The organism is Acidovorax temperans, assembly GCF_028596105.1.
GTDB classification, from domain to species: domain Bacteria; phylum Pseudomonadota; class Gammaproteobacteria; order Burkholderiales; family Burkholderiaceae_C; genus Acidovorax; species Acidovorax temperans.
The window spans coordinates 4,439,695-4,458,441 of the sequence record NZ_CP117193.1 but is presented as its reverse complement, the minus strand read 5'-3'; the positions used below and the strand labels follow the sequence as shown (position 1 = coordinate 4,458,441).

The following is an 18,747-nucleotide window of genomic DNA, read 5'->3' as shown; positions in this document are numbered from 1 at the left end:
CTGCCGTGCCCATCCAGCCATTTCTAAACGCGGCAGGAGCTTCAGCACCTGCGGGGTTTGCCTCTGCGGGTTTTCTTGCAGTCGAGTGGGGCTACTTTTACGTAGACTAGTTACTTGAAAGTAGATTTTTGAAGCGTCCGCCCCCGGCGGCATCAGGATTTACCCGGTACACCGACCAGAAGACATCCCATGGCCCCACCTTCCACCCCCCACGCGGCACCCAAGCCCCGCGCGCGCCGTCCGCGTGCGCAGGCGCAGCCATCGCCCTGGCCGCAGGCCCCCGAGCGCGAACAGCAGCGCGAGGCCAAGCGCAACGCGGTGTTGTCCACAGCGGCGCAGATGTTCAACGAGCGCGGCTTTCATGCCACGTCGCTCGACGACATTGCCGCGCGGCTGCAGGTCTCCAAGCCCACGCTGTACTACTACGTGAAGAACAAGGACGAGATCCTGCTGGAGTGCGTGAAGAAAGGCCTGCACCTCATTCTGGAAGGCATCGAGGCCTCGCGCCAGGCAGGCGGCAACGCGGTGGACCAGTTGCGCGCGTGCATGCAGGTGTATGCCGACATCGTCACCCAGCCGTTTGGCATGTGCATCATCCGCATCGGCGACGAAGAGGTGCCCGAGCCCAACCGCACCGAGCTGCGCCGCATGAAGTCCGAGATCGACCAGGCGTTTCGCCGCCTGGTGGCGCAGGGCGTGCAGGAAGGCACGCTCGCCCCGTGCGACCCGAAGATGACCGCCTTTGTGATTGCCGGAGCACTGAGCTGGATCGGGCGCTGGTACCAGAGTGGCGGCGAATACAGCGCGGCCCAGGTGGCCGAGCAGTGCATTGGCACGCTGATGCACGGCGTGCTGGGCCAGGGCCGCGTGGCGGAGGCCGCACCCAAGGGTTAGTGCAACAGCTGATTAAGCGGCTGCTTCCAAGGGTTGGAAGCTGTCCAGTGCTTCGAAAAGCAACGCCACTTTGGCCGGATCAAACACCCCTTCCGGGCCATGGGTGTGGATATCGGTGAACGGCGATGCATATAAGCGCGCTGGTGGCATCGCGCCATGCTCCGTCAGGTGCTGCACGATCTCTTCAATGAACTGCAGTTGGCTGGCGGTGGCGGTGCCCGCCTCGACGAGGCTGCTGAAGGCCGCAGCGGCGGCTTCGCGATCCAGCCCGACCAGTGATCGCACAAACGCCGGCAGGCTGGTGTGCAGCGTGCGCACACGCTCAATGTCGCCATCGGTGCCGCCCGCCTCATGCAGCAGGGCTTCCAGCTCTTGCAGGTCAGCGTCCGTCAGGGGCTGGTTGCGCCGCAGCTTGTGCAGCGCCAGCCGGTTTTCATGGGCGCGCAAAAACACCTTGGCCTTGGCGCGAAAACGGTCAAAGTCCACCGCGCTGGCCACCAGGGGCAAATCGACTTCAGCGGTCTCGCCAATGGCATCTTCAAAGTCGGTGTAGACCACCTTGCGGCTGCTTTTCTCGATGAGCTTGATGAGGCTGCGCAGCTTGCGGCGCGCTTGCTCCAGCATGGGCAAGGTCACGTCCTGCCACCACTCATCGCCTGCCACCGCCTCGATCAGCAGCAGGTGCTCGCGCACGACCGGAATGTTGGCTTTCTCCAGCAAGCCATTGGCAACTTGCTGCACCTTGGTTTGTAGCCGTGCCAAGGCCGGTTCGCTGCGCAGCAGGGCCAACTGGGTGTTCAGCAGCAGGGCGTCGAAGCGCTTGGCGTCTTCGTCGTCATCACGCACTGCGGTGGGCAGGCCCGACAAGTGCGCTGCCACCTCGGCCAGTTGCTCAGGGGTGGGGCGCTTCCACGCATCCGGCTGCGCCCAGGCCTCCACCCAGCGGCGCTGCGGGCGCACCACAAAGTTATTCAGCGACATGCCCGCCACCATGCTGTGCAGCAGACCAGCGGTGTCGCGGCGGATGGCGGCTTCGGTCAGCACGGGCGATTGCTGCGCTTCGTCGGCCACGCCGTTGCTGGACAAACGCTTGTCCAGCACTTCAATCAACTCCAGCCGCGCATTGAACAGGCGCTGCGACAGCGGCTGCGCCACCGCGCCTTCACTGCCCTCCAGCTCCTGGCTGAAAAATTCCAGGTTCTGGCAGAAGTCGAAGATGAAAAAGTCTTTCTTGTCCTGCTCCGGCCCGTACAGCTCTTTGCACAACCGCGTGCCGCGCCCCACCATCTGCCAGAACTTGGCCTTGGAGCGCACCATCTTGAAGAACACCAGGTTCACCACCTCGGGCACGTCGATGCCCGTGTCCAGCATGTCCACCGAAATCGCGATGTGCGGCGCCTGGTTTTTTTGCGAGAACTGGTCGATCAACGACTGCGCGTATTCGGTCTTGAAGGTGATGACCCGCGCGAACAGGCCGTTGTATTCCGGGTAGTTCGCATCAAAGCGCTTCTGGATGAACTCGGCGTGCCGCTGGTTCTTGGCAAAGATGATGGTTTTGCCCAGCCGGTCGCCGCCCGCCACTTTGTGGCCGCGCGCCATCAACAGGGCCAGCATTTTGTCCACCGTGTCGGTGTTGAATAGCCACTGGTTCACCGCCTCGGCGCTTACCTCGTCGGGGGCTTCGCCGCCTTCCTCGTCCCACTCCAGTGCGTCCCACTGGTCTTTTTCGTCATCGCTCAGCGCGTCGTAGCGAATGCCCTGGCGTTGGAATTTCAGCGGCACCGACACCGCGCGGGGCGGGGCCAGGAAGCCCTCTGCAATCGCATCGTCCAGCCCGTACGCATCCGTGGGCACACCGCTTTCCAGGCCAAACAGGCTGTAGGTGTTGCGGTCGATCTCGTTCTTGGGCGTGGCCGTCAGGCCCACCAGCAGGGCGTCGAAGTAGCTGAAGATGGCGCGGTACTTTTGATAGATGGAGCGGTGCGCCTCGTCCACCACGATCAAATCAAAGTGCCCCACGCCAAAGCGGCGCTGCCCGCCTGTACCTGCATTGCCGCCTTCATTGATGAGCCCCATCATCGTGGGGTAGGTGGACACATATACCCGCCCCTCGGTGGCGCGGTCGGTGACCAGGTTCACCGGTGCAGCATCGGGCAAGTGGGCCTTGAAGGCGTTCACGGCCTGGTTCACCAGTGCCACGCGGTCTGCCAAGAACAACACGCGCTTGGCCCAGTTGGCGCGCATCAGCAAGTCCACCAGCGCAATCACCGTGCGGGTTTTGCCCGCGCCCGTGGCCATTACCACCAGGGCCTTGCGGTGCTGTTCGCGCTCAAAGGTTTCGGCAATGCGGCGAATGGCGCGCTGCTGGTAGTGGCGCTCCACAATGCGCGCCGCAATCGGCAGGCTGGCCAGCGGCTTGCGCGTGGTGCGGCGCTGGTGCATCAGCTCCAGCTCGTCCTTGGTGTGAAAGCCTTGCACCGGGCGCGGCGGGCTGGTGGTGTCGTCCCACATCCAGTGTTCATAACCGTTGGTGCCGTAGATCACGGGGCGGTGGCCGGTGCTCTTTTGCAGGCAGTCGGCATACAGGCGGGCCTGCTGCTGGCCCTCTTGGGCACTGCGGCGGGTGCGCTTGGCTTCCACAAGGGCCAGGGGGATTTCGCCGCTCCACAGCACATAGTCCACAAAGCCCTCACCGCCGCTGCTGTTGGGCATGCCCTGTACTTCAAATTCACGGTCGCGCTTTTGGTCCAGCGCCCAGCCCGCTTCTTTGAGCAGCAGGTCGATGAACAGGTCGCGCGTGGCGGCCTCGTTGTAGTCGTGCGCGGTGGCGGGCTGCGCTGCGTTGGCCGCCTTGGCGGCGGCAATCTCGGCGCGGTAGCGGGCCAGTTCCGCATCAAGTTCTGCATTGCGGGCAGCGGCCTCGCGCAGGGCGGCGTCGCGCTCTGCCAGGGTCTGGGCTTGTTTGGCGAGTGCCTCTTGCGCGGCGGCCTGGGCGGCGCGGCTGGCCGCTTGTTCTTGGGCAGAGTCGATAGCGGCAGGGCGTGGCAGCAGATCGGCGCGAAACTGCAGTCCCGCCGCAGGCCGGTCACCCACGCGGCGCGCATAGTGCTGCGCCAGCCAAAAGGCCACATGGAACAGCTCGCGCAGCGCGCTCTGCGCATCCTGCGCAGCCACGGGGCGCACATCGTGCACCGCCTGGTTGCCCAGGCGGCGAATCACATCCATCTTGGCGTGCACCGCAGGGCCCACCAGTTGCTGAAAGCAGGGCTCAAACAGGTATGCCGACAAATCCGCCTTGTACGGCATGCGCAGGCACCCACCCCGGCCCCCTTCGGCCTGGTACAGCCAGGCCACGGCCAGCTCCAGCGTGCGGCGGGCATAAAAGCAGGCGGTGCGCGGGTCGGCATGGGCGGCGGCCTCGGCGCGGCGGGCTTCTGCCAGCAGGTCGGGCCAGTCGGGTTGCAGGAAGGCGAAGTTGGATGGCACTGTGCTCATGCACTCTCTCCCTGTTCGTTGTTTGCGGGTGATTTAGACCAACCCTCGATGTTCAGCGTCAACCCCAGCCCGCACACCAGCAAAACCAATTTTTGCAGCGAACAACTTTCTGGGTGGCTTTCTGCATCACGAATGAACGACGGGCTGACATTGCACACGGCGGCTGTTTGTGAACGTGTCATGCCTTGGCGCTTGCGTTCAGTGGCAAGGGCTTGGGCCAGTTGGGCAGAGTTGGTAGGCGTGAGGTTCATTTTTGTCCCTATGAGAGCAATCTCAACACCGAATCAGCTTTTTTGGTCGCTTTTGCTCTTATGAGGACACTTTAAGTGATGGGCTGTGCTTCACAGGCCATGGGTAGTTTTTTGCAAAGGCTCATCGCCGCCCGGTTGCTCAAGGATGACCTGGCGGCTGGTGTCATCCGCCTGGAGGATGAAGCTGCGCCGCTATGTGCCGCACTGGGCCTGATTTGTTTGACGGGTACTTGATGGAGGTGCCGATTGCTCGTCCGAAGCGCTGGGCGTGTTTCGCCTGCTGCTGTCCCCGCCCAATACTAAAAAGGCCAAGCTTTGGTGCCCTCACGGATGAGGGCGCCACCGGCGAAGTCATTGAATCCATTGGAAAATTCAGGGATTTTCTCTTTACCGCAGGTCGTGGTCGCTCTTCACAACTGCCCCACAAACACCCGCTGCTGCAGCGAGGCAAACAGCGCATCCAGCGCGGCCAGGGCGCGGCGGTGGGTGGCTTTGAGGGCTTCGATGGAGGCAATGCGGGCGTGGGTCAAACTCAGGTGGCGGCACCACCGTCTGCCAGCAAAGCCGCCACCAGCGCACGCAGCTCCGGCAGATCTGCGTGAATCGTGTTCCAGACCAGCTCGTAGTCCACCTTGAAGTAGCCATGCGCCACGCGGTTGCGCATGGTGTACATCAGCGCCCATGGCACCTGGGCGTGGCGTGTGGCAAAGGCGGGGTGCAGCTTCTCGACGTTGTGGGCGGCTTCGCCCAGGATTTCGAAATTGCGCACCACGGCGTCTTGCGTTTTTTCGTCGGCCAGAAAAGCATCTTCGGCCATGCCGTCCACATACCGGTGAATACGGTCGATGGCCTCCACGATGTGGGCCAGATAGTCGGGCACCCGCAGTGCGTCGGTTTTGCTCACAGTGCCTGCGCCTGCGCAATGACCTGGTCGCGGAACTTGGCGGGCAGGCCTTTGGGGGTGAGCACATCCACCGAGATGCCCAGCAGTTGCCCCAGTTCGAGCTGGATCTTGGCAATGTCCATGAGCGTGGTCTCGGGCGTGGGCTCCACCAGAATGTCCAGGTCGCTCTCCTCCGTGTCGTCGCCGTGCACCACCGAGCCGAACACGCGCACGTTGGTCACGCGGTGGCTCAGGGCAATGGCGCGAATGGCGTCGCGGTGGGTGTGCAGAGCGGTGGATGGGCGCATGGCTATGGCTCCTGGGGGCAAGGGGAAACTTGTATCACAAGGCTCCGGTAAACGCCCGCTGCTGCAGCGAGGCAAACAGCGCATCGAGCGCGGCCAGGAGCGGCGGTGGGTGGCTTTAAGGGCTTCGATGTTCGACATGAAGGTGGATAAGCCCACGAAAACTTTCGGCAATTCAGTTTGCAAAGCAACAGGCCTCACACCGCAACGGCTTGTCAGACATGGGATGCACCATACAGCTTTTCAGAATTTAATCCATTCGTTAAATACGGGACGAAACCAGCAAGAAGAATAGAAATTGCCATAACATCCTTCAGCTCTAGTTCTCGCAGTTTATTTGCTGCGGTTCCCCCGTGACGAATTCCGGGGTAGTCACAAGCAAAGCCATAGAGTGCCTTGATTGCATCTTTTATCTGATAATGGGGCCACGTGTTTGCCTGATTGCAAATTTGACCTAAAGTATTACTTGTTACGGTCGGCAGTTGGCCACCCAGCGCTTCCAGTAGATTTACCTGCTTTTGAATACAGGTCTTGATCTGGTTGGCGGAATCATCAGCTCTTAGATCTAGTAATGATAATTCAAAATCATTCATCAAAGATGATAAATGCGCATCGGTGTTCGTGTGACTCCGTAGATCGCGAAGTAAGTTTGAAAATATGCCAGGTAAGGTCGGGCAAAGCACGCATGGCTTACGCAGCTCGTATCGAAGGCTAAATTTTTTAACTGCAGCTTCTAACAACAAAAAATAGGGGTTGCAGAGGGCTTCTCCATTCAATTCGTCAAGCGTTTCCGAAATTTGCTCAAGAGCTAGCGCAAGCGCACGTTCATTCGAAAAGCTGTGTGTTGTCAAAGCATAGAACGCGTCCCGTGCCTCGAAAGTGTTGTCAACAATGTTAGCTAGTTCTTCAGCACTAAGCTGCACATTGAACGCCACAGAAATCGTTCGGAAGAGTTCGCAAAATAAATCGTCCGGAGCATCTTCTAGTTGCGCCAAAGGCTCCCAAATCTCACGTTTTAGCTCAGACCAAATCCCGATAAATTCACCGCGCATTCAAGGCTCCCCGGCGAAAGCTCTGCTCTGCAAAGCATTAAACAAATTATCAAAACCTAAAAGAGCTGATTTGTGTAATCCCTTAAGGTTTGAAATATGCTTCAGTCGATCCGTAAATAATTCTTGTAGCGGCACCGGTGGTACTGGGATTTCAATTTGCTCAAATGAGGATTTTTTCAATATTGGCAGTGTGGTTGAGGCACCCCAGGAAATAATCGTCGGTTTGAAGAAGCGCATAACTTCGTAGCCATAGTTATCACTGATATGGTTCCCCCAAACTACAGCATTTAGTTGTTGGTTGAATGCTGAATCTTTTTGAGCTATTCCGACCTTCCCGATAGTCGCACCGATACAGCAAACTAAGGTTGCACCAGCACGTACTACATTCACCTCTTTTGCACCAGCTTCCGTAACACTTCTTCGCACTGGCTCCTCACTTTCCAGATCACCTGGAGTAATGAAGGGTATAGGGCCGTCAAACATGCCTTCCTTTGAACTAGGCGGGGTGCCACCCGTTATCACTTGGCCTAAATCCTTCAACCTCTTTACTGGCCATTTTCTGGGATTAGTAGCAGGGTCCCCAAACATATCGAGAAAGAGGGACTGGGTGAGGCTGTCGAGCAGGGCTAGGGCGGTGCGGCGTTGGGTTCGGAGGGTTTCGGCTTGGTCGAGGATGGCGGCGATGCGGCGTTGTTCTTCCAGTGGGGGCAGCAGTATTTCGACCCTATAAGCATCTTCACGATTCAACCCAGGAACGGCAGCAGCCCTGTTCATTTGATTCAAACCAGCACCGCACAGGCGATGGAAGAGCCAGCGAATATCTGCTTTGGTTGCGCTGTGATCCACGTAGTAAGTGGTGTCGATAGGCCAGCAGGAGGCCGGGGAGAAATTGACTTCCCCGTGCGAGCCTTTGCGCCCAATCACGATGGTCGGGCCTTCGGTTAATGCCGAGTTGTGAGCCCCGACAATCCCATTTGAACCAAAGACAGAAATGTCTCCACCGGCACGCGCAGTTTCAGGCAGGCTTTTGCCGTACTTGAATTCGCATATGTCACCCAGACGAGTGAGCGCCCATTTCGCGGTTACTGCACTCACTTCAACATCCCCTCCAACACCCCCATCCCCCGCGCAATCTCATCCTCCAGCGCCCGCAGCTCCGCCAAGATTTCCCCCGGCGATCGATGCTGCACCTGTGCGTGCACCACTTCCTTGTACCGGTTGATGCTCAGGTCATACCCGTTGGCCTCGATATCCGCCTTGGGCACGCAGAAGCTCTGGGCGGTGCGGGGGCGGCTGCGTTCGGTGCCGTTGCGCTGGCCCCAGCGCTCCAGCACGTCGGGCAGGTTGTTCTTGGCGTGCTCTGATTCTGATAGCTGCTCGCGCTTGTCCAGTAAGGGCTGGAGGCCTAAAAGGCTTGTATCCAGCAAGGGCTGGCGTTTGTCGTCCAGGCTCCAGCCGTCGGCTTGCATGTCGTAAAACCACACGTGGTCGGTGCCGCCGCTCATGGTTTTGGTGAAGAGCAGGATGGCGGTGCTGACGCCCGCATAGGGCTTGAACACGCCGCCGGGCAGGCTGATGACGGCGTCGAGCTTTTGCTCTTCCACCAGCTTGCGGCGCAACTCCTTGTGGGCCTTGCTGCTGCCAAACAGCACGCCGTCGGGCACGATGACGGCGGCGCGCCCGCCGGTTTTGAGCAGGCGCAGGAACAGGGCCAAAAACAGCAGCTCGGTCTTTTTGGTTTTGACGGTTTGCTGCAAGTCTTTGGCGGTGTTTTCGTAGTCGAGGCTGCCCGCAAAGGGCGGGTTGGCCAGGATGAGGCTGTAAGCCTCGGCATCCCCCGCCGCGCCTTCGGCGAGGGAGTCGCGGTACTCGATGGCGGGGTGCTCCACGCCGTGCAGCACCATGTTCATGCTGCCAATGCGCAGCATGGTGTTGTCAAAGTCGTAGCCGTGGAACATGCCGTTGTGGAAGTGCGCGTTTTGCGCGGGCACACGCAGCATGTCGGGGTAGGTGCGGCGCAGGTATTCGCCTGCGGCGACTAGGAATCCGCAGGTGCCTGAAGCCGGATCGCAAATGGTGTCTTGCGGTGTGGGGGCCGTCAGGGCCACCATCAAGTCGATGATGTGGCGCGGCGTGCGGAACTGGCCGTTTTGCCCGGCAGAGGCGATTTTGCCGAGCATGTATTCGTACAGGTCGCCCTTGGTGTCGCGGTCATCCAGGGGGATGGTGTCGAGCAAGTCCACCACTTTGGCCAGCAGGCCGGGCGTGGGGATGGTGAAGCGGGCACCTTGCATGTGGCGGGCAAAGGCAGATTCAGCTGCCGGGCCGCCCGAGGTTTGCAGGCCACGCAGGAAGGGGAAGACCTGGTTGCTGAGCACGTCGAACATTTCGGCAGGCGCCATGTTCTTGAAGCGGGACCAGCGCATGTTGTCGTGCGGGCGGCCTTGCGCATCCACGCCTGCGGGGATGAGGCGCACGGGCTGGGTTTTGAGGCGCAGGGCTTTGTTGTCTTCGCGGGTCTGGTCGCTGTCGAGCGCGCGCAGAAAGAGCAGGTAGGTGATCTGCTCGATGACTTCAATGGGGTTGGCGATGCCGCCGGACCAGAAGGCGTTCCAGACTTGATCGACTTTGTTGCGCAGGTCACCGGTGAGCATGGGGGCAGTCTTTGGGGGCTATAGGAAAGCCTGAGAGTCTGCCATGCACGGTGTGGTGCCTTTGAGATGTGCGCTGTTTATTTGAGCGTTTTTGGCCTCTAGCGCTTATTGAATAAGCGCGGGCAGCTATTAAATGAATAGCAAATTGTTCAGCGTGGCGGTTTGCTGCCCAAGGCACCCGGCCCGCCCCCAGCCAGATCATCCAGGATGGGGCACTCCGGTCGGTCGTCCCCCTGGCAGCAGCCCACCAGGGTTTGCAGCGTGCGCTGCATGGCCTGCATGGCGGCGATGCGTTGGGTGAGCTGGTCGATGTGGCTTTGCGCGATGCGCTTGACCTGGGCGCTGGTGCGGCTGCGGTCGTGCCACAGGTCCAGCAGGGTGGTGATTTCTTCGATGGAGAAGCCCAGGTCGCGCGCGCGGCGGATGAAGTGCAGGGTGTGCACATCGGCCTCGGTGTACTGGCGGTATCCGCCTTCAGAGCGGGCCACGCTTTGCAGCAGGCCCAGCGATTCGTAATGCCGCACCATGCGGGCCGACACGCCAGCCAGGCGCGCGGCTTCGCTGATGGGCACGGGCCAAGCCTGTGGGGCGGGGCTGCGGCGTGGGCTGAGCGGGTTCATGCGGCGACGGTGTAGCCTTCTTCGGCAATGGCGGCGGCCAGTTGCTCGCGCGGGGCGGCGCTTTGCACCTGCACCTGGCCGCTGGCGCGGTCGATCTGCACTGTGGCGGCGGGGTCCACCTGCTGGATGGCTTGCGTAACGGCGCGCTCGCAGTGGCCGCATGTCATGCCCTGGACCTGGAAAGTTTGCGTTTGCATGGAAAAACTCCTGTGGATGGTTGGCGGGTGGGATTCACCCTGCATCCGATCATGAACCTTCACATCATGTCATGGTCAAGCCCCTTTAAAAATGCCTTGACCTTGCCATGGCGTCAAGGATTACTGTCGGGCCTATGACTATGAATACCACCCAACCTACCTCCGAAGGGGCCCAGTCGCTGGACCTGGGCATTGGCGGCATGACCTGCGCGAGCTGCGTGGGCCGTGTGGAACGCGCGTTGCGCAAGGTGCCGGGCGTGCAGGATGCGACGGTGAACCTGGCCACCGAGTCGGCGCGCATTGCCTACACCGTGCCCGATGGCACCGACGCTGCGGCCCTGCAGGCGCTGTTGCGGCGCGCGGTGCGCAATGCGGGCTACGAGCCGCGCGCGGCCGATGCCACCGATGCGCCGGAGGACGCCTCGCCCTGGGCGGGCTTTTTGCCGGTGGCGGTGGGGCTGGCGCTGTCGGCGCCCCTGGTGCTGCCCATGTTGGGCGACCTGTTTGGCCAGCATTGGATGTTGCCGGCCTGGGTGCAGTTTCTGCTGGCCACGCCGGTGCAGTTCATTCTGGGTGCCCGCTTCTACAAGGCAGGCTGGGCGGCGGCCAAGGCGCTGAGCGGCAACATGGACTTGCTGGTGGCGGTGGGCACCAGCGCGGGCTGGGGCTTGTCGATGTGGCTGTGGCTGACGGCGCCGACCGATCACCCAGGCAATGTGCCGCACCTGTACTTTGAGGCGTCGGCCGTGGTGGTCACACTGGTGCTGCTGGGCAAGTGGCTGGAGGCGCGCGCCAAGCGGCAGACCACCGCTGCCATCCGCGCGCTGCACGCCCTGCGGCCGGATGTGGTGCACCTGCTGTCGAAAACCGGCGAGGTGGACGTGCCCGTGGCCGAGGTGATGGTGGGCGACCGGCTGGTGGTGCGCCCGGGTGAGCGCATTCCGGCCGATGGGGTCGTGACCGAGGGGCAGACGCAGGTGGATGAATCGATGCTGACCGGCGAGCCGCTGCCGGTGGCGCGCGAGCTGGGCGGGCGGCTGACGGGCGGCTCCATCAACGGCGATGGCCGCATCGTGATGCAGGTGCAAGCCGTGGGCTCTGAAACCGTGCTGGCCCAGATCATCCGCCTGGTGGAAGACGCGCAGGCCGCCAAGGCGCCGCTGCAGCGCCTGGTGGACAAGGTATCGGCCGTGTTCGTGCCCGTGGTGCTGGTGCTGGCATTGATCACGCTGCTGGGCTGGCTGTGGGCGGGTGCGGGCACGGAGGCGGCGCTGATCCACGCCGTGGCAGTGCTGGTGATTGCCTGCCCCTGCGCCCTGGGGCTGGCCACACCGGCGGCCATCATGGCGGGCACGGGCGTGGCGGCGCAGCACGGCATTCTGATCAAGGACGTGCAGGCGCTGGAGGTGGCCCACCGGGTGGACACCGTGGCGTTTGACAAGACGGGCACGCTGACCGTGGGCCAGCCCCGGCTGGTGGCGCTGGAGCTGGCGGCGGGTGCAGACGAAGCCGCTGTGCTGGCAGCTGTGGCCGGTGTGCAAAGCGGCAGCGAACATCCCCTGGCGCGCGCCGTGGTGGCAGCGGCTGCGCAGCGCGGCATGGCGCCTGAAGCGGCCGATGGCGTGCGTGCCGTGCCAGGGCGGGGCACCGAAGGGGTGGTGCAGGGCCAGACCTGGCACATTGGCAGCCTGCGCTGGATGCAGGAACTGGGCGTGCCCGTGCTGCCTGCCGCAGCCGACGAGGGCGCTGCCAACGCGGGCCCGCTGGCGCAGCGTGCGCTGGCGTTGCAGCAAGAGGGCTTTACCGTGTCGGCCGTGGCCGGGCCCACGCCGCAGGGTTTGCGGGTGCTGGCGTTGCTGGCCTTTGGCGACGAGCCCAAGCCCGGCGCACGTGAGGCGTTGGCTGCGCTGAAGGCCCGGGGCATTCGCACGGTGATGATTTCGGGGGACAACCGGGGCGCGGCCGAGGCCATGGCGCGCCGCCTGGGATTGGACCCTGCTGCGGGCGAGGTGATGGCCGAGGTGCTGCCCGGCGACAAGGCTGCGCAGATCCAGTTGTTGCAGCGCGGCAACGCTGCAAATGTAAAAAGTGGGGCGGGCTCTGCCCCCCAGCCCCGCATTGTGGCGATGGTAGGCGACGGCGTGAACGATGCCCCGGCCCTGGCTGCTGCCGACGTGGGCATGGCCATGGGCAATGGCACCGATGTGGCCATGCATGCGGCGGGCATCACGCTGATGCGCGGCGACCCGATGCTGGTGGCTGCGGCGCTGGACATCTCCCACCGCACGGTGAGCAAGATCCGCCAGAACCTGTTCTGGGCGTTTGCGTACAACGTGGCGGGCATCCCGCTGGCCGCGCTGGGCTACCTCAGCCCCGTGGTGGCGGGGGCGGCCATGGCCCTCAGTTCGGTGAGCGTGATGGCAAACGCCCTGCTACTCAAACGCTGGCGCATGTGATAAACCGCAATGGTCGGCGGCCTGGATGTCTGGCAAACTGCAACAAATAGTTTCAAAACTGTAAACTAGTTCGCGCAAACACGGGCCTGGCCCAAGCATTCCATTGAGGACGACCTAATCATGAATCTCTTTTCGCTCATGCGGCAGTTCACCATCCGGTTTCGCATGTTGGGGGCCATCGCCGTGGTGCTGGTCTTGCTGGGCCTTTTGGGGGGCGCGGGCATGTTCGGCATGTTCCGCATCTATTCCATGAGCGAGGACTTCATGAACAGCTCCTTTCAGGAGGTGGGTTACTTGGCCCAGCTGCACAGCGAGATGGGCGCTATCCGCCAGTATGAGAAGGACATGATCATTGGCTACGAGAAGCCCGAAGCCGTGAAGGCCGCGCACACCCAGTGGCTGGAGAGCCAGGAGAAGGCCAAGAAGGTGGCCAACCAGTTCCTGCAAGGTGAAGAGGATGTGGACAACGCCGTGGTGCGCGACATCATCAAGCGCCTGGATAGCTACAAGGAAGCCTTTGCCCACGTGGCACGCCAGCTGGAAGCCGGCGGCTACGACACGGCCACCATTGCCAACCGCATGAGCGGCAAGGCCGTGGCCGAGTTTGCCGAGGCCGACAAGCTGATGAAGCAACTGGACGAAGTGCTGCGCAACGAGGTGCAGAAATCGGTGGCCGAACAGCAGGGCGTGTCTAACCAGACCAAGTGGCTGTTTGCGCTGGCGGTGCTGATCACCGTGGTGGTGGTGGTGCCGCTCACGCTGCTGAACATGCATTCCATCTGCAAGCCGCTGGACCAGGCACAGCGCTTGGCCAAGGCCATTGCAGGTGGGGATCTGTCGCAGTCCATCCGCACCGAAGGTCGCGATGAGGTGGCAGACCTGCTGCGCGCCCTGGACGAAATGCAGCGAGGCCTGGGGACCCTGGTGGCGCAGGTGCGCGACGCCAGCGGCAACATCGCCACGGCCAGCCAGGAGATCGCCACGGGCAACCAGGATTTGTCGCACCGCACCGAGCAAACCGCCAGCAACGCGCAGGCGGCCGTCAGTTCGCTGTCGGAAATCACCGCCACGGTGCAGCAAACGGCATCGTCTTCGCAAATGGCCAACCAGCTGGCGGCATCGGCTTCCACCACGGCAACGCGCGGTGGCTCGGTGGTGGCGCAGGCGGTGTCCAGCATGCACGAGATCTCTGCCTCCAGCCGCAAGATCGGCGACATCATTGGCCTGATCGATTCGATTGCCTTCCAGACTAACATCCTGGCGCTGAACGCGGCCGTGGAAGCCGCCCGCGCGGGTGAGCAGGGCCGGGGCTTTGCGGTGGTGGCCAGTGAAGTGCGCAGCCTGGCCCAGCGCTCGGCTGCCGCGGCCAGCGACATCAAGGTGCTGATCCAGAGCAGCGTGACTGCGGTGGACGGTGGCGTGCGCCATGTGGAAGACGCGGGCACGGCGATGAAGGACATCGTGAGCAGCGTGCAGCGTGTGGGCGACATCATTGGCGAAATCACGGCGGCGGCTTCCGAGCAGTCTGCCGGTATTGGTCAGGTGAACCAGTCGGTGGCTGAGATCGACCGCATGACGCAGCAGAACGCAGCGCTGGTGGAAGAGTCGGCCGCAGCGGCCGAGTCGCTGCGCGAGCAGGCAGCCCGCCTGTCGCAAGTGGTGCAGCAGTTCCGCTTGGCTGACTCCATGGGCTTTGCGGGCCACGGCAGCTTCTCGGCGCCCGCACCGCAAGGCTTGTGTGCCCCTGAACCGGCACCACGCGCCTTGCTGGGGTGAACCCCGCCACGGTCAGTACACAAAGCCCCCGTTTGGGGGCTTTGTTTTTGGTGGGTGGCCTGTGAGGTTGGCAGATAGGTGAAGCCGCTGCACCGGCTGTTTGTTGACTTGCGTCATGTCCCTATGGGTGGGGGCGTGGCACTCTCGTCGGTTCCGTTTTTTGTTGCCCCCATCCATGTCCGCTGTCAGCCTGCAGATCATTCGTGAAGAACACGCTTCCATTGCTGCAGTGCTGCGCTCTTTGCAAGTGCTGGTGGACCAGGGGCCGGGCGACAACCCGCCCTCGTTCTTCGATGGGGCGCGGGCGATTCTTTTCTACATAGACGAGTTTCCTGAGCGCGAGCACCATCCCAAGGAGTCCGAGCACCTGTTCCCCCGCGTGGCGTAGCGTGCGCCCCATGTGGCCGAGGTGATTGCGCGGCTGGATGGTGAGCATGTCCGTGGCGAAGCCGCAGTGCGCGAGCTGCAGCATTTGCTGCTGGCCTGGGAGCTGATGGGGGAGGGGCGCCGTGAGGTGTTTACTGAGGCGCTGTGGCGCTACCTGGCCTTTTACCGCGAGCACATGCGCCTGGAAGAAACCATGGTGCTGCCTGCAGCGCAGGCGTACCTGGATGACGATGACTGGGCTGCCGTGGATGCCGCGTTTGCCACCAACGTGAACCCGCTGGCCCATGGCCGCCCACGCGACCCGGCGTATGACCGGCTCTTCACCCGCATCGTGATGCGGGTGAAGAGCCCCTTGGGCCAGGGCTGAGCGGCCCTGCCTGGCCCAAGGGGCGCAGCGATCAGCCCGCCAGGGTGGGGTAGTCGGTGTAGCCCTTGGCACCGCCGCCGTACAGGGTGTCGCGGTTCAGCTCGTTGAGCGGCGCGTTTTGCTTGAGGCGTTCCACCAGGTCGGGGTTGGAGATGAAGGGGCGGCCAAACGCCACGATGTCGGCGCCGTTGGCCAAGGCGGCTTCTGCCAGGGCTCGGTCGTAGCCGTTGTTCACCATCCAGGCGCCCTTGCCACCGGCGGCGCGGTAGGCGTTGCGCAGTTCGGCGTAGTCAAAGGGGCGGTCGGGCAGCTCGCGCGGGCCACCAGTGGCGCCTTCGATGACGTGCACATAGGCCAGGCCCAGCTTGCCCAGTTCGCGCACCACGTAGTCAAACAGCGGCTGTGGGTTCTCGTCCACGATGTCGTTGGCGGGGGTGACGGGCGAGAGGCGAATGCCGGTGCGGCCGCCGCCGATTTCATCGACGATGGCGCGGGTCACTTCCAGCAGCAGGCGTGCGCGGTTCTTGATGCTGCCGCCGTAGTCGTCGGTGCGCTGGTTGGCGCCCGTCTTCAGGAACTGGTCAATCAGGTAGCCGTTGGCCGCGTGGATTTCCACGCCATCAAAGCCAGCGGCAATGGCATTGCGCGCGGCATGGCGGTAGTCCTGCACGATGCGGGGCAGTTCTTCGGCGTCGAGCGCGCGGGGCTCGGAGGTGTCTGTGAAGGTGGGCACGCCGTCCTTGAGCAGCACGGTTTTGGCATGGGCGCGGATGGCCGAAGGTGCCACGGGCTTGGCATGGCCAGGCTGCAGCGAGGTGTGCGAGATGCGGCCCACGTGCCACAGCTGCACCACGATCTTGCCGCCGGCCTCGTGCACGGCGCGCGTCACCTTCTTCCAGCCGTCAAGCTGCTCCGTGCCGTACAGGCCGGGCACGTCAGCGTAGCCCTGGCCTTCAGGGCTGATGGCGGTGGCTTCCGAGATGATCAGCCCGGCAGTGGCGCGTTGCGCGTAGTAGGTGGCGGTGAGTTCGGTGGGAATGGCGTCGGGTGCGCGGTTGCGCGTGAGCGGGGCCATTGCGATGCGGTTGGCCAGGGCGATGTCGCCTGCGTGGGTGGGTTCGAAAAGAGAAGTCATGGGCACTTTCTGAGAAAGAGGCTACACAAGGGCTAACCCGCAAAGAATACCGCCGTTGCGCAAAACGTGCAGGACGGATGCATCAACAAGGGCTTTCTTTTTGTGCTGCCCCCGATGACTGGTCGGTGTGGCTGGCGTTTCACGTGAAACGTCGTGGGCGGTGGAACTCCATGAAAAAAGCGCGGCCTTTTTGCAAAGGTCGCGCTGATCGGGCTCAGCTCTGGCCAGACTGCCGAGGTGGCTGGCGGCGCTTACTTGATCAGGCCTTCGGCCTTGAGAGCAGCCTGCACGCCAGGGCGTGCTTCCATGCGCTGCTTGAAGGCTTGCAGGTTCGGCAGGCCCGAGGTGTCCACGCCCACAAACTGGCCCCAGCGCGAGACGGTGTACAGGTAGGCATCGGCCACGCTGAAGCTGCCCATCAGGTAGTCCTTGCCCGCCAGTTGCTTGTCGATCCAGGCGAAGCGGCTTTGCAGGCGTTCGCGCACCAGGGGCTTGTAGTCTTCGGGCGTGCCGGGGGCAAACAGGGGGCTGTGGCCCTTGTGAAGTTCGGTGCCGATGAAAGTCAGCCACTCTTGCAGGCGGTAGCGGTCCATCGTGCCGTTGGCGGGTGCGAGGTTCTTGGCAGGCACCTGGTCGGCGATGTACTGCACGATGGCGGGGCCTTCGCGCAGGCGCTCGCCGCTGTCCAGCTCCAGCACGGGCACGTAGCCCAGTTCGTTGATGGTGTAGAAGTCCGTGCCGTCTTGCAGTTTGTGCGTCTTGGTGCTGGCCAGCACGGCATCAAAAGCCAGGCCGGCTTCGTGCAGCACGATGTGGGGCGAGAGTGAGCAGGCGCCGGGAGAGTAATACAGCTTCATGGGTGTGTGTCCTCAGATCAAGAAATCACGGAACGTGCATCGTATGCGGGGTGTGCGATGGTTGCACCCCTGCGGTTTTTCAGGGCGTGCTGTGAGCAGGTTCCAAGAGGCGTCAGACCTTGAGCGTGCGCTCGATGTCGGTCAGCTTGTAGCGCGCTAGCGCCAGGTTGCCCTTGTTCTTGTCCAGCACGAGGTAGAGGAACAGGCCAGGGATGTGGGGCACCAGGCGGATCAGGTGGTACTGGTCTGCGAGGGTGATGAGGATGTCCTCAATGCCCTTGCGCAGGCCCAGGCTCTCCATCGTTTTCAGCTTGGCCTGCACCACCTGCGCATTGCCGGCGGCCGCCAGGTCCAGGTTCATGCCGCTGCCCGCCTGGGCCAGGCACATGCCGCTGCGGTAGTCCACCAGCGCGACGGCCATCGCGCCGTCGATGCCCATGGCGGTGTTCATGGATTCTTTGAGATTGGTTGTCATGGTGTGTTGGTCGGTGAGCGATGGAGGCGAGGCCAGCACTTGCAGCTTGCCCAGTTGTTCCATCAGGATGAACCACAGCGTCTTGGGGTCGCTGTTGGGGAGTTGAAAAACCTGCACGTTGGGGTGCGGGCGGGTGCGCAGCGCCGCATCGATGGCATGGCGCGCCAGCAGGGCGTTCGGCAGCAGGAAAATCCAGACAGCCTTGGATGTGTGCAACACATCGGAGCCCAGTGCGGCTTCCAGCAAATGGATGGAGCCTGGCCCCATCAACACGGCTGTTGCCGCTACCTCTGGCTGCAGCTGCTCCAGGTCGCCCACTTGCGCGGGCCGGTGCCAGTCCACCAACGGGGCGCCCGCCACATGGGCCAGTGCCAGCTGGCGCCAGCAGCGCTGCTGGGTGGCGGTGGTCAGGGTGCCGGAGCCACTCAGCTGAGCCAGTGCGTGCAGGCCAATTTGGGCGGTGAAGTCCAAGACCGTGATGGTGTGCGAAAAACTCATGGAGAGGTCGGAGGCGGGTAGCTTTTTGTACGCAAAGTATGAAAAATGAACGAACTGTCGTATTTTGAACTGTGAGTTTATGTTTCTTGTGCGAGGCGTGCTCGTGCCTCGGTAAATAACACCACTTGCGGCCGGGTTGGATGCCGTGAGTGGTCGGGCCAGGGGTTGGCAAACCGCTTTAAGGCTGGGGACGCGTCAACTGCTCGAGCCGATCCAGCCAGAAAAGCGCGTGCTCACGCGATGCGCCGCACATCTCGGCGCTGGGCTGCAGACTGCCGCAAACAGCGGGGCGCTCGGGGCTGCCGAACAGATCGCACGCCAGGTTGGGCGTGAGGTGTGCGCACGGCTCGCCCGCCCGCTTGCCGTGGGGCATCTTCGGAGTGGGGGTGGAAATGGAAGGAGCGATGCAACAGGCACCACAGGCTGGGCGGCAGTTCATTGCTAT

General features: G+C 62.7%; 18 protein-coding genes. 5 read left to right on the top strand and 13 right to left on the bottom strand.

Annotated features, from left to right (window positions below):
• Positions 1 to 189 precede the first annotated feature (189 nt).
• Positions 190 to 894 carry a TetR/AcrR family transcriptional regulator gene (locus PQV96_RS20915; RefSeq protein ID WP_273624131.1) on the top strand — a complete coding sequence of 235 codons (705 nt, stop codon included), beginning with the start codon at positions 190 to 192 and terminating at the stop codon, positions 892 to 894.
• Between the two features lie 12 nt (positions 895 to 906).
• Here PQV96_RS20915 and PQV96_RS20910 read toward each other — a convergent pair whose 3' ends face one another.
• The 9 genes from PQV96_RS20910 to PQV96_RS20870 all read right to left on the bottom strand — a co-directional run bounded on the left by PQV96_RS20910 (position 907) and on the right by PQV96_RS20870 (position 10,351).
• Complete coding sequence (locus PQV96_RS20910) at positions 907 to 4,389, bottom strand: DEAD/DEAH box helicase family protein (protein ID WP_273624130.1); 3,483 nt, start codon at positions 4,387 to 4,389, stop codon at positions 907 to 909.
• Positions 4,386 to 4,640: a helix-turn-helix domain-containing protein gene (locus tag PQV96_RS20905; RefSeq protein WP_273624129.1), complete on the bottom strand. Its 255-nt coding sequence runs from the start codon at positions 4,638 to 4,640 to the stop codon at positions 4,386 to 4,388. The genes PQV96_RS20910 and PQV96_RS20905 overlap by 4 nt, the downstream gene beginning before the upstream one ends.
• A gap of 532 nt (positions 4,641 to 5,172) precedes the next feature.
• On the bottom strand, positions 5,173 to 5,544 hold the full coding sequence (locus PQV96_RS20900) for a HepT-like ribonuclease domain-containing protein (RefSeq protein WP_273624127.1): 372 nt from the start codon (positions 5,542 to 5,544) through the stop codon (positions 5,173 to 5,175).
• Positions 5,541 to 5,831: a nucleotidyltransferase family protein gene (locus tag PQV96_RS20895; protein WP_273624126.1), complete on the bottom strand. Its 291-nt coding sequence runs from the start codon at positions 5,829 to 5,831 to the stop codon at positions 5,541 to 5,543. The genes PQV96_RS20900 and PQV96_RS20895 overlap by 4 nt, the downstream gene beginning before the upstream one ends.
• A gap of 212 nt (positions 5,832 to 6,043) precedes the next feature.
• A complete protein-coding gene (locus tag PQV96_RS20890; protein ID WP_273624125.1) occupies positions 6,044 to 6,880 on the bottom strand; it encodes a hypothetical protein in 837 nt (278 codons plus the stop codon).
• On the bottom strand, positions 6,881 to 7,975 hold the full coding sequence (locus PQV96_RS20885) for a restriction endonuclease subunit S (RefSeq protein WP_273624124.1): 1,095 nt from the start codon (positions 7,973 to 7,975) through the stop codon (positions 6,881 to 6,883).
• Positions 7,972 to 9,534: a type I restriction-modification system subunit M gene (locus tag PQV96_RS20880; RefSeq protein ID WP_273624123.1), complete on the bottom strand. Its 1,563-nt coding sequence runs from the start codon at positions 9,532 to 9,534 to the stop codon at positions 7,972 to 7,974. The genes PQV96_RS20885 and PQV96_RS20880 overlap by 4 nt, the downstream gene beginning before the upstream one ends.
• A 149-nt stretch (positions 9,535 to 9,683) precedes the next feature.
• The gene (cueR, locus tag PQV96_RS20875; RefSeq protein ID WP_273624122.1) at positions 9,684 to 10,154 is read right to left on the bottom strand and encodes a Cu(I)-responsive transcriptional regulator; all 471 of its coding nucleotides are present in this window, start codon (positions 10,152 to 10,154) and stop codon (positions 9,684 to 9,686) included.
• Positions 10,151 to 10,351 (bottom strand): heavy-metal-associated domain-containing protein, encoded by a 201-nt coding sequence (locus tag PQV96_RS20870; protein ID WP_198847673.1) that lies wholly within the window; start codon positions 10,349 to 10,351, stop codon positions 10,151 to 10,153. Before PQV96_RS20870 ends, cueR begins: the two co-directional genes overlap by 4 nt.
• Before the next feature lie 134 nt (positions 10,352 to 10,485).
• On the opposite strand from PQV96_RS20870, the gene PQV96_RS20865 reads away from it, so the two are divergent.
• The 4 genes from PQV96_RS20865 (at position 10,486) to PQV96_RS22330 (ending at position 15,337) form a co-directional block, all read left to right on the top strand.
• Positions 10,486 to 12,807 (top strand): heavy metal translocating P-type ATPase, encoded by a 2,322-nt coding sequence (locus PQV96_RS20865; RefSeq protein WP_420482170.1) that lies wholly within the window; start codon positions 10,486 to 10,488, stop codon positions 12,805 to 12,807.
• Positions 12,808 to 12,927: 120 nt separating this feature from the next.
• A complete protein-coding gene (locus PQV96_RS20860) occupies positions 12,928 to 14,583 on the top strand; it encodes a methyl-accepting chemotaxis protein (RefSeq protein ID WP_273624121.1) in 1,656 nt (551 codons plus the stop codon).
• Between the two features lie 175 nt (positions 14,584 to 14,758).
• Positions 14,759 to 14,971, top strand: coding sequence for a hemerythrin domain-containing protein (locus PQV96_RS22335; protein WP_337931196.1), 213 nt, complete (start codon positions 14,759 to 14,761; stop codon positions 14,969 to 14,971).
• A gap of 12 nt (positions 14,972 to 14,983) precedes the next feature.
• On the top strand, positions 14,984 to 15,337 hold the full coding sequence (locus PQV96_RS22330) for a hemerythrin domain-containing protein (protein WP_337931194.1): 354 nt from the start codon (positions 14,984 to 14,986) through the stop codon (positions 15,335 to 15,337).
• Positions 15,338 to 15,368: 31 nt separating this feature from the next.
• Here PQV96_RS22330 and PQV96_RS20850 read toward each other — a convergent pair whose 3' ends face one another.
• The 4 genes from PQV96_RS20850 to PQV96_RS20835 form a co-directional block, all read right to left on the bottom strand.
• On the bottom strand, positions 15,369 to 16,472 hold the full coding sequence (locus PQV96_RS20850) for an alkene reductase (protein ID WP_198847780.1): 1,104 nt from the start codon (positions 16,470 to 16,472) through the stop codon (positions 15,369 to 15,371).
• A 251-nt stretch (positions 16,473 to 16,723) separates the two neighbouring features.
• Positions 16,724 to 17,329: a glutathione transferase GstA gene (gstA, locus tag PQV96_RS20845; protein WP_273624120.1), complete on the bottom strand. Its 606-nt coding sequence runs from the start codon at positions 17,327 to 17,329 to the stop codon at positions 16,724 to 16,726.
• A 112-nt stretch (positions 17,330 to 17,441) separates the two neighbouring features.
• Positions 17,442 to 17,804, bottom strand: a complete 363-nt coding sequence (locus PQV96_RS20840) for a hypothetical protein (protein ID WP_066697984.1) — start codon at positions 17,802 to 17,804, stop codon at positions 17,442 to 17,444.
• Positions 17,805 to 18,480: 676 nt separating this feature from the next.
• Positions 18,481 to 18,741 (bottom strand): YkgJ family cysteine cluster protein, encoded by a 261-nt coding sequence (locus tag PQV96_RS20835; protein WP_142085126.1) that lies wholly within the window; start codon positions 18,739 to 18,741, stop codon positions 18,481 to 18,483.
• Positions 18,742 to 18,747: the final 6 nt, after the last annotated feature.